Here is an 11,583-nt window from a genome sequence, read left to right on the forward strand (position 1 = left end):
TCAGACTTCCTGCTTTAATGCCTGGCGCAACGCAGGGGCAGGACCGGTGGATTGGCCCACCGTCAGTGTTGCCTCCAGCATCACCTGTGGCAGATCGGTGCCGGGATTGGTGATCATGTCAATCAGCGCATGCGCCACTTTGCGTCCGGCTTCGCGCACGGACGAGCGCACAGAAGTGAAGGCGGGAATATCGCCATCATTGCTGAAATAGCTGAGCGCATCATCATGGATGACCACAGACACATCACGGCCCATCGTCAACCCGGCCTCCGAAAGTGCGCGACGCAGACCAATGGCCGGAATGATCGAGGACACCACAAAGGCGGTTGGCGGCTTCTCCATCGCCAGCGCTTTGCGGCAGGTTTCATAGCCGTAGTTTTCGGTCATCTCGTCATGAAACACCAAGTCAGGTCGCAGAGGCACATCGCGCCCCTCCAGCGCTGCCACATAGCCCGCGCCCCGTCGGGTGGCGAAATCCATATCTGCCAACCCGTTCAGTAAAGCAATGCGGCGATGCCCGAGATCCAGCAAGAATTCCGTGGCCCGTTGAAAGGCCCGCTTGTTGTTCACATCCACCCAGCTGTATCGCTCTCTCACTTCAGTAGAGCGGCCATGCACCACGAAAGGCACGCTAAGCTCCTGCAACAGCGCGATGCGACGGTCATCCACCTTGGGGCCATGCACGATCAGCCCGTCCACAGCACCACGAGAAACAAGTTTGCGATAGCTGGCTTCTTCGTCTTCGTCATTCACCACAGAGAGCAGCAGATCATATCCGTTGTCTGAATAGATCTCCCCCGCCCCGGCAATAAAATCGGCAAAGATCGGGTTCACCATCTCATGCTTTTTGGAAACGGGCAGCACGTGGCCGATGGTCATCGCCCGCCCGGTCGCCAATGTCTTGGCACGCGTGTTGGGCGCATAGTTATGGGCGCGCGCCGCCTCCAGCACTTTCTGGCGCGTTGATTCGCGCACTTCCGGGTAGCCATTGAGTGCGCGCGACACTGTGGTCTGCGATAGGCCCAGTTTCTCTGAGAGCTCTTTCAGGTTCATGATTTTTGACGATTATTCCTCAAAGCGCTTTGATTGTTGGCAAAAACACAGACCGTGCCTGACAACAGAACCAAAGGTATTCCTCCTGAAATCACTCATAAATCATATATTTCTCTGGCACAAGTCGGTGGATTTCTTGCGGATTGCAAAATTCAAAGCGCTTTGGTAATCTATCCACAGGAATGGAAACTGGGAGGACATCCATGACACCGAAACTTTATGCGAGCGCCGCTGCGCTGGCGCTGATGGCAAGCACCGCATTGGCCGATGGCCACCTGAAATTTGCGCCGGGGGAGGGTGCATTCAGTTGGGACAGCTACAAGACATGGGCCGAAAACGCGCCGGATCTGAGCGGACAGACCGTGACGGTCGCCGGTCCATGGCTGCAGCCTGAAGATGAAGTGTTTCGTTCGGTGCTGGCCTATTTCACCCATGCGACGGGGGCAGAGGCGATCTACACCGGCTCTGACAGCTTTGAGCAGCAGATCGTGATTGATGCCGAAGCGGGCTCCGCCCCCAATATTGCCGTGTTCCCACAGCCCGGCCTTGCAGCAGACATGGCCGCGCGCGGCCTACTTTCACCGCTGCCTGCGAGCATGGCGCCCTGGACCGTTGAAAATTACGGCGCGGGCAAAAGCTGGGTTGATCTTGGCACCTATGCCGACAAAGACGGCGCGGATCAGCACTATGGCTTCTTTTACAATGTGAACGTGAAATCGCTGGTCTGGTACATCCCGGAGAACTTTGAGGATGCCGAATATGAGGTGCCTGAAACCATGGAAGATCTGCGCGCGCTGACCGAGCAGATCGTGGCCGATGGCGAAACCCCTTGGTGCATCGGTCTGGGATCCGGCGCGGCAACCGGCTGGCCCGCCACTGACTGGGTCGAAGACATCATGCTGCGCACCCAACCCGCCGATGTTTATGACGCCTGGACCACCAACGATATCCCGTTCAACGACGAACGCGTGGTTGCGGCCATTGAAGAGTTCGGCTGGTTTGTGGGCGATGACGCCAAAGTCTCTGGCGGCGCAGGTGCCGTGGCCACCACTGATTTCCGCGACAGCCCGAAAGGCATGTTTGCCGCCCCGGCAGAGTGCTACATGCACCGTCAGGCCTCGTTCGTGCCGGCCTTCTTCCCCGAAGGCATTGAGTTTGGCGAAGATGTGGATTTCTTCTACTTCCCCTCTTACGCGGGCAAGGACCTCGGCAATCCGGTTCTGGGCGGCGGCACATTGATGGCGATCACCGATCCGTCTGATGCCACAAGCGCGCTGATGGAATTTTTCCAGCTACCACTGGCGCATGAAGTCTTTGGCGCGCAGTCGGGCTTCCTGACACCGCTAAAAAGCGTGAACCCAGAGACCTACCTCAATGATGCCCTGCGCGGCCAGGCAGATATTCTGGTGAATGCAACCACCTTCCGCTTTGACGGCTCTGACCTGATGCCGGGTGGCGTGGGCGCAGGCTCTTTCTGGACTGGCATGGTCGATTTCACCAGCGGCAAGGACGCCGCCACTGTGGCGACCGAAATTCAGGACAGCTGGGACGCGCTGAAATAAGCGCGCTCTGACGCCAAACCCGTGTCGCCCCACATTCGGGGCGGCACAGTTCAAAAAAAGGGGTGCGCCATGTCTCCGGCCCTGCTTGGTCTTGTGACCATTGCGATTGGTGTGAGTGGCTGTCTTGGCTATTTCTACCTGTCCAATCTCTTTCTGGATAAAGTCCTGTTTCCGCCAGTGGGCCCCAATGCGGGGCGCAATATCAACCGCGCAAACATGATCCGCCCGTGGCTGTTTCTCGGCCCTGCGATTCTCGCGCTGGGATTGTACCTCGGCTATCCGGTGATTGAGACACTGCGGCTGTCTCTCACGGACCGCACGCAGGATGAGGCCTTTGTGGGCCTCGCCAACTACAGCCAGATGTTTGCCGAACCCAAATTCTGGGAGGCGATGCGCAACAATATGCTGTGGCTGATTGTGGTGCCTGCCGCCTCCACCGCCTTTGGCCTGTTGGCGGCGCAGCTGACCGACCGGATTTCCTGGGGTAATGTCGCCAAATCCCTGATCTTCATGCCCATGGCGATCTCTTTTGTCGGCGCGTCAGTGATCTTCAAGCTGGTCTATGATGCGCGCCCCGCGGGTAATGAACAGATTGGCATCTTAAATGCGGTCTGGTTGCAGTTTGAAGGTGGAATAGGCTCTTTTTTGATCCTGAAACTGATGCCTGCGGTGCTTCTGCTGAGCTTTGCCGGAATTGTGACTTATGTCGCCTATCTGCTGCTGCGACCATTGCTGGAGCGCACAGGCAATATGCTGACCAAAGCCCTGCGCGTGATCGGCGCGGCTGTTGGCCTATGGTTTGCCTATACCGCGCTCAGCAATGCGGTGACGGTCTTTGTCACCGAGCTTGAATATGGCGCGCCTCAAACGTGGCTGACCCTGCCGTTTTACAACAACTTCTTCCTGATGGTGGTGCTGATCTGGATCCAGACCGGCTTTGCCATGGTGATCCTCTCCGCCGCGCTGCGTGGCATCCCGGAGGAAACCATCGAGGCCGCCATTCTGGATGGGGCCAACCCGTTTCAGATCTTCTTCAAGATCAAAGTGCCGCAGATCATGCCCACAATTGTAGTGGTCTGGACCACCATCACGCTGGTGGTGCTCAAGGTCTTTGACATCGTGTTTGCCATGACCAACGGCCAGTGGGAAACGCAGGTCTTGGCCAACTACATGTATGACAAGCTGTTCCGCGCCAATGACTGGGGCGTGGGCTCTGCCAGTGCCATCATCATCATGCTGCTCGTCTCCCCGATCCTGATCTGGAACGTGGTGCAGGCCCGCAAAGAACTGCGCTGAGGAGAGTGACGATGGACAATATCGTAGGACGCAAATCCGCTCTTAGCTGGGCCGTTAATATCTCGGTCGTGCTGCTTGTGGCGCTGTGGCTCTTCCCCACCGTTGGTTTGTTGGTGTCCTCCTTCCGCACCGCAGATCAGATCTCTGCCTCGGGATGGTGGAAATCCCTGTTTTCGGCAGAGCAGGTCGTGCAACTGCGCACCGGTGGGGCGGAGGCCGCAATGCAGGAGGGCGACCTCTGGGTGGTTGAAGGTAATCTGCTTGAGGAGGCTGAGGATGGGCCCGCGCCGGGCATCACCATCACGCGGTTTGGCGTGTCCTCCAAAGCGGTGGACGCCTTTGCGGTGGGCGAGATGGCGACGTTTTCCAAAGATGAGAAGACCTTCACCATGGACGCGGCGGGGACCTATCGCTTCACCTCCACCGAAGAGCTGCGCAAACGCGGCCAACGGGTGTTCATCACCGCTACCCTGCCGCCGGACTTTACGCTTGAGAACTATGATCAGGTGCTCTTTTCCGGCAACAGCAATGACAGCATGGCCAAAGCGTTTTTCAACACGCTAACAGTCACGATTCCGGCCACAATCATCCCAATTCTGATCGCCGCCTTCGCCGCCTATGCGCTGGCCTGGATGGAGTTCCCGGGCCGTGTGCTGTTGATTGCGACGGTGGTGGGCCTCTTGGTGGTGCCCTTGCAGCTGGCGCTGATCCCGCTGTTGAAGCTGCACCTCAACATCGGCATCGGCAAAGGCTATCTTGGCGTCTGGCTGGCCCACACAGGCTTCGGCCTGCCGCTCGCGATCTACCTCTTGCGCAACTACATGGCGGGGCTACCCAAAGACATCATCGAGAACGCCAAAGTGGATGGGGCCACGGATTTTCAGATCTTCACCAAGATCATCTTGCCCCTGTCTTTCCCTGCGCTGGCCTCTTTTGCAATCCTGCAATTCCTCTGGACTTGGAATGACCTGCTGGTGGCCAAAGTCTTCCTGATTGATGCCACCGGCAACACCACGGTGATGACCAATCAGATTGTAGAGCTGCTGGGCACCCGTGGCGGCAATTGGGAGATCCTCGCCACCGCGGCCTTTGTTTCCATCGTGGCACCGCTCTGCGTGTTTTTTGCCATGCAACGCTATCTCGTGCGCGGCCTGCTGGCCGGCTCAGTGAAATAACAAACAGACCCTAACACGGCAAAAATGCCGCCAAGACCTAGGACGACCCGATGACATATCAGGACCCGAACATGACCCAAGACACCGCTCTCATCACAGACCCAGACTGGTGGCGCGGTGCGGTGATCTATCAGATCTATCCGCGCTCCTATCAGGACAGCAACGGCGACGGCATTGGGGATCTGGCCGGCATCATCCAGCGCCTGCCCCATGTGGCCAGCCTTGGCGTGGATGCCATCTGGCTCTCGCCGTTCTTCACCTCACCCATGCTGGATTTTGGCTATGACGTCTCAGATTACCGCGATGTCGATCCGATGTTTGGCACGCTTGCGGATTTTGACGCGCTGATTGCCAAAGCGCATGAGCTGGGCCTCAAGATCATCATCGATCTGGTGCTGAGCCACACCTCTGATCAGCACCCCTGGTTTGTGGAAAGCCGCGCCGACCGCAGCAATGACAAAGCCGATTGGTATGTCTGGGCCGATGCCAAACCTGATGGCACGCCGCCCAACAACTGGTTGTCGATTTTTGGCGGCCCGGCCTGGCAATGGGACACCGCGCGGATGCAGTATTACCTGCACAACTTCCTCAAGGAACAGCCGGACCTCAACTTCCACAACGCAGAGGTGCGGCAAGAGCTGCTGGATGTGGCTCGCTTCTGGCTGGAGCGCGGCGTGGATGGCTTCCGTCTGGACACGGTGAACTTTTACTATTGCGACGCAGCGCTGCGCGACAACCCGCCCCTGCCCGAGGATCAGCGCAACGACAATATCGCGCCAGCAGTGAACCCCTATAATCATCAGGATCACCTGCATGACAAAAACCAGCCGGAAAACCTCGACTTCCTACGCGATCTGCGGGATTTGCTGAATGAATATGACGCGATCACCACCGTGGGTGAGGTGGGAGATTCCCATCGCGGCAGCGAAATTCAGGCAGAATACACCGGCGGCGGGGACAAGCTGCATATGGCCTATGATTTTGCCCTGCTTGGCCATGTGCATCCCACCGGCACCCGCATCGCCGAAGTGATGGCAAAGGCGGAAAGCTTCTCGCAGGACAGCTGGGGCTGTTGGGCCTATTCAAACCACGATGTGGAGCGCCATGGCTCCCGCTGGGCGCTGTCCGATGCGGCCCAGCGCACCTATGCGGCGCTTTTGTTGTCACTGCGCGGCTCCGCCTGCATCTATCAGGGCGAAGAGCTGGGCCTGCCGGAGGCCGATGTGGCGTTTGACGATCTGCAAGATCCCTATGGCATCCGTTTCTGGCCGAAGTTCAAAGGGCGTGACGGCTGTCGCACGCCCATGGTGTGGAAGTCTGACAATCAGAATGGCGGGTTCTCAGAGAGCAAGCCATGGCTGCCGGTGGCCTCTGAGCATCTGGCGCTGTCGGTTGACGCTCAGGAAGAGGCTTCCGGCTCAATGCTGAATTTCTACCGCCGCCTGATTGCCTTCCGCAAAACCGTGCCTGCGCTGGCCAAGGGGGATTTCACCTTGATCCACGCCGATGACACCCACATCCGGTTTGAGCGCAGCCACAATGGCACCCGCGCGATCTGTGCCTTCAACCTGTCTGACAAAGACCAAAGTTTTGATCTGCCCAGCGGCGCCTGGAAAGTGGAGGCCAAAGCCCCCTTCACCGTCAGCCGTGATGGCAACACCGTCACCTTACCCGGATGGCAGGCGGTCTTTGTGGTCACATTAGTCTCTAACACATCGCAAAACAGCGAGGAAAGCGGACATGGCTGATCTGGTTCTCAAAGATGTGGCCAAGTCCTATGGCCAGGTGAATGTATTGAGCAACATCGATCTGGAGATCGAGAAAGGCGAATTGATCGTCTTTGTCGGCCCGTCGGGGTGTGGCAAATCCACCTTGCTGCGGATGATTGCCGGGCTCGAACATATCACCGGTGGCACGCTGGAAATTGACGGCACATTGGTCAACGATGTGCCGCCCAGCCAGCGCGGCATCGCCATGGTGTTCCAATCCTACGCGCTTTATCCGCATCTCACCGTGCGCGAAAACATGTCCTTTGCGCTCAAGATCGCGAAGATGAGCACAGCGGAGATCAACGAGCGTGTGGAGAAGGCAGCCAAGACCCTGCAGCTGCACAATCTGCTGGATCGCCTGCCCAAAGAACTCTCTGGCGGGCAACGCCAGCGTGTGGCCATCGGCCGCTCGATAGTACGCGATCCAAAGGTCTACCTGTTTGATGAGCCTCTCTCCAACCTTGATGCAGCGCTGCGGGTGGCCACCCGCATCGAGATTGCGCAGCTCAAGGAAAGCATGCCTGACAGCACCATGGTCTATGTGACCCATGATCAGGTGGAAGCGATGACGCTTGCCTCGCGCATTGTGGTGCTTGCCGGTGGCGGCATTGCGCAGGTTGGCACGCCGCTGGAGCTTTATGAGCGCCCGGAAAATGAGTTTGTTGCGCAGTTCATCGGCTCTCCAGCCATGAACCTGCTGCCCGGCAAAATCACGGGCACAGGCGAGATCACCACCGTCACGCTGGATGCGGGCGGCACTGCCACTTCGACCGTGCCGTCGCGCCCGGACGACATAGGGCGTGCCGTCAACATCGGCGTGCGCCCCGAGGATCTGGTGACAACCGACGGCCCAGCGCTTTTCACCGGTAAAGTCAATATCACCGAAGCACTGGGAGAGGTCACACTGCTCTATTTTCAGCCGCAAGGGGGTGCGGATCCGATCATTGGGAAACTGCAGGGCATTCACCCAGATCTTAAGGGCCAGCAAGTGGCATTGACGGCAGATCCAAGCAAAATTCATGTTTTCGCAGATACACAATCACTGCTGTATCGCGACCGTCCGATCAAAGAAATCGCAACGAAAGCGCATTGAACCGCAAACGGTTGCCATTACGGAACGTGACCAACACTGCAAAACTGTGGTGCGGTGGACAATTTCATTGCAGACTTTGCCAATGAAACGCACCGATTTAGAATCACATCGGCACGACCTGACTGAAACCGCTGTTAATTCAGGCCAAACTGTTCAGATTGACCTGTTTTGCTGTGGTGCAGCAAAGGTTTCAACACTATCTTTACCTCTGCTGCATACCCGTAAGCCATTGTGTTCATCCGGCTCCTTCTTGTCATGGGTCCTATTGTCATGTCTCGTCTCGCCCGCCTGATATTACGTGTTGCCACCATGTTGGCATGTTTGGTGCCGATCAAACTGGTGGCTGAGACCCTGACAATTGGCACCATGAATCAGGGCATCCGCACCCAAATGAAAATCTATGAACCCTTTGCGGCGCATATCGAGCGAGAAATGCGGGGCACAGAGATCAAGAATGTGCGCCTGATGGTGGTGCCAACCGCCGATCAGATGGCTGACGCGATCAGGCGCAATGAAGTGGATATTTTTATCGACAGCCCGCTCGTGGCGGGCAAGGTTGCCAGGATGTCCGGTGCGCAGCCCTTTCTGCGCCGCCTGCAGCAAGGATCGAGCGCGCATTACTCCGTCATTATCGCCCATAAGGACAGCGGCATATCAACAGTCACAGATCTCGAGGGCAAAACCATCGCATTCACGGAGCCAGACTCCTGTGTTGGCTATTTGCTGCCGGCCCATATCATTGTCAAAAATGGCCTTGGGCTCAGAGAAATTATGAGCCGTGAACAGCTGGCGCGACCCGGCGAGGTGAACTTCAGATTTTCGTCACATGAAAAGAACACAATCTATCAAATTGCCACAGATCGTGTTGATGCCGCGGCGGTGAGCCTTGACTCCCTTCTGAGCTTGCGCGAAGCGCGGCCCGGAGAATATCGCATCGTGGCGAGCTCTTCTCAATTTCCGCGACAGGTTTTGCTGTATCGCGACAATATGGATGCCAATATTTTGTCCGATCTACGTGCCATACTGCTGGCCATGCCGGAAACTGAAGAAGGTCGACACGTGCTGCGCAAGCTTGAAAATACAAGCGGGTTTGAGGATTTTCCCAAAGGCCCCAATCCGCTTTTTGCGCGGATCAATATGATTTTGGATGATCTGTCCGCTGCGGGGATCAAGTAAGGTGTCCGCGCCTAAGAATCCGCTTCTGCGACCTTTGTCAAAGACATGGCAATCGCTGACCTATGGCCTTGGCCGTCGGATGACGTTGTATTTTGGGATCATGATCGGTGCGTTTGTGACAACGCTGATTTACCTGAACACACTAACGCAGTTGGAACTTGTCCGCACACGATTTGCCGAACGCTCTGATGCACTTGGCATTCTGATACAGGAAGTCACCTTGCCCTATCTCTTTGAGGGGCGTCCGGCAGAGCTGGACATTATCTATCAGGAATTGTTGCGCCAGCCAGACATATTGAGCCTGAAGTTTGTGGATCCGAACGGATATCTTCTGGTGAACGGCGAAGAGGACTCAAATGCGCTGTTTCTCAGCCGCGTCGACGATCCGATTATTGCGGAGACCTCGGAATCAAAAGTCAAAAAGATCGTGTCAGAGAACAGCGTCATTCAGGTCGCGGTCCCCGTGATCTATGGGAACGTGAACTATGGCACCATTCGGTTTGATCTGGACGGCGCACCGGCCAACAATGAAGTGAGCCTGGTGCTGCGCCGCAACATGCTGTTTGGCGTGTTCTTTACCTTGACCGGTGTTCTGCTCAGCATCTGGGTGTCCCGACGGTTGACCGAACCTTTGGCGCGGCTCAATAGCGCGACCAAACGCGCCGCAAAGGGCAACCTGAACCAATCCATTGTCATTCGCACAAATGATGAGGTGGAAGGTCTCGCCAACAGCTTCAACTTGATGCTTGGCAACCTCCGGGCCTGGGTGCAGTCGCTTGAAGATACGCAGACCAAACTGGAGCTTTCCGGGCGCGACTTGAACGCCAAGAACAAAGAGCTGCAGGTCGCCGCGGAGCAGGCACAAGCCGCAGAGAAAGCAAAATCGCAGTTTTTGGCGCGGATGAGCCATGAAATCCGCACACCAATGAACGGTGTACTTGGCATGGCCGAACTGTTGGCGGACACGGATTTGTCCAATGATCAGAAAGACCTGCTGGAATCGATACACAGTTCCGGCTCTACACTTCTGACCATCATCAACGACATTTTGGATTTCTCCAAAATTGACGGCAAGCATATGGTCCTGCGCGAAGAGGTCTTTCGCCCAAGCGAAGTCATTGAAAACACTGCTCAAATGCTGGCGTTTCAAGCCGCTTCTGCGGGCGTGGACCTGATCACCCGCATCGAACCTACATTGCCAAAATCGCTGGTGGGTGACGATGCCCGCCTACAGCAGATTATTATCAACCTGGTTGGCAACGCCTTGAAGTTCACCGAAGAAGGCTATGTGCTGATCAACGCCACGCTGAAGACAGAGGATGGGCGCGACGTGATGCAGGTGGACGTTTGCGACACCGGTATTGGCATTCCCCAAAGTCAGCTTGAAACGGTCTTTGATCAGTTCACGCAGGTGGATGGATCCTACAGTCGCCGTCATCAGGGCACGGGATTGGGCCTGGCCATCGCCAAAGGCTTTATCGAATTGATGGGGGGGCGCATTTGGGCAAAGTCCGAGATTGGAACCGGCACCACTTTCAGCTTTACTGTTCCGATTGTCTCACCAGAGGCCCCACCTCCGCTGCAATCCGAAGACAGCGTCGATCTGGAAGGGCTCAAGGTTCTGGTGATGCAGTCCGAACCAACAGCTCTGTTTGTTGTGAAAGAAACCCTGAAGCAATGGGGCGCGGAGCCACATACGTTTGAGACAGCCAATGCGGCGCTTACGAGCCTAAGCGATGCAGCGCAATCAGATGCCCCCTACGATGTGATCATCACAGAAACCACCATGCCGGACATGGAGCAGAGCAAGCTTTTCACGGAAATCAAAGCTGCTCAAAGCCGCGAAAAGGCACAGCTCATTGTGGTAAAGCCGATCAACGAAGGGTTGTCGCCCGAAATCGAGGCGATCATGCAGGCGGATGCGGAACTCTTGAAACCTGTGAACACCCGCAAATTGCTGCTGGCGCTGCTGCCTGACGAAATGGAAGTCGAAGACACTGTCGCAACCTCGTCTTTTGAACAGCCCCGCGTCGCGCCCAAACCCGTCGCACAAGAGCTTTCTAACGAGCCGAACCGCAAGACCATTCTGATTGTGGATGACAACAAAACCAACCGGAAGCTCATCGAAGTGTACCTCACCCGGTTGGGAGTCAGTCATTTTTCCGCAAACGATGGTGAAGAGGCGATCAACCGTTTCCAGAAACACAAACCAGATCTGGTGTTGATGGATGTGAGCATGCCGGTGATGAACGGGTTGGAAGCAACGCGAGAAATCCGCGCTCTGGAGGAACTCAAAGGTGTTGCGCGCAGCCAGATTATCGGGCTGACGGCGCACTCTGCACCGGAAGATCGCGAAGCCTGCCTCAACAGCGGTATGGATGCGCATATTGCAAAGCCCATCAAGCTGCAGGAACTTAAGACAATCATCGCTGAACTTTGAAATCAGCGACAAACTGTTG

The 11,583-nt window shown here is 56.5% G+C and carries 8 protein-coding genes; 7 read left to right on the top strand and 1 reads right to left on the bottom strand.

From position 1 onward, the window contains the following. The gene (locus PJL69_RS09175; RefSeq protein ID WP_271309369.1) at positions 1 to 1,053 is read right to left on the bottom strand and encodes a LacI family DNA-binding transcriptional regulator; all 1,053 of its coding nucleotides are present in this window, start codon (positions 1,051 to 1,053) and stop codon (positions 1 to 3) included. A 203-nt stretch (positions 1,054 to 1,256) separates the two neighbouring features. On the opposite strand from PJL69_RS09175, the gene PJL69_RS09180 reads away from it, so the two are divergent. The 7 genes from PJL69_RS09180 to PJL69_RS09210 all read left to right on the top strand — a co-directional run bounded on the left by PJL69_RS09180 (position 1,257) and on the right by PJL69_RS09210 (position 11,564). After that, positions 1,257 to 2,615: an ABC transporter substrate-binding protein gene (locus PJL69_RS09180; protein ID WP_271309370.1), complete on the top strand. Its 1,359-nt coding sequence runs from the start codon at positions 1,257 to 1,259 to the stop codon at positions 2,613 to 2,615. Positions 2,616 to 2,684: 69 nt separating this feature from the next. After that, complete coding sequence (locus tag PJL69_RS09185; RefSeq protein ID WP_271309371.1) at positions 2,685 to 3,911, top strand: carbohydrate ABC transporter permease; 1,227 nt, start codon at positions 2,685 to 2,687, stop codon at positions 3,909 to 3,911. 11 nt (positions 3,912 to 3,922) lie between these two features. Next, entirely contained in the window at positions 3,923 to 5,086 is a 1,164-nt protein-coding gene (locus PJL69_RS09190) for a carbohydrate ABC transporter permease (RefSeq protein WP_271309372.1), read from the top strand. A 71-nt stretch (positions 5,087 to 5,157) separates the two neighbouring features. After that, complete coding sequence (locus PJL69_RS09195; RefSeq protein ID WP_271309373.1) at positions 5,158 to 6,834, top strand: alpha-glucosidase family protein; 1,677 nt, start codon at positions 5,158 to 5,160, stop codon at positions 6,832 to 6,834. Beyond that, the gene (locus PJL69_RS09200; RefSeq protein ID WP_271309374.1) at positions 6,827 to 7,948 is read left to right on the top strand and encodes an ABC transporter ATP-binding protein; all 1,122 of its coding nucleotides are present in this window, start codon (positions 6,827 to 6,829) and stop codon (positions 7,946 to 7,948) included. Before PJL69_RS09195 ends, PJL69_RS09200 begins: the two co-directional genes overlap by 8 nt. A 270-nt stretch (positions 7,949 to 8,218) precedes the next feature. Then, positions 8,219 to 9,124: a phosphate/phosphite/phosphonate ABC transporter substrate-binding protein gene (locus PJL69_RS09205; protein WP_271309375.1), complete on the top strand. Its 906-nt coding sequence runs from the start codon at positions 8,219 to 8,221 to the stop codon at positions 9,122 to 9,124. A gap of 1 nt (position 9,125) precedes the next feature. Next, positions 9,126 to 11,564, top strand: a complete 2,439-nt coding sequence (locus tag PJL69_RS09210; protein WP_271309376.1) for a hybrid sensor histidine kinase/response regulator — start codon at positions 9,126 to 9,128, stop codon at positions 11,562 to 11,564. The last annotated feature ends 19 nt before the right edge of the window (positions 11,565 to 11,583 follow it).

The sequence above is a fragment of the Shimia sp. MMG029 genome (assembly GCF_027947445.1).
GTDB lineage: Bacteria > Pseudomonadota > Alphaproteobacteria > Rhodobacterales > Rhodobacteraceae > Shimia.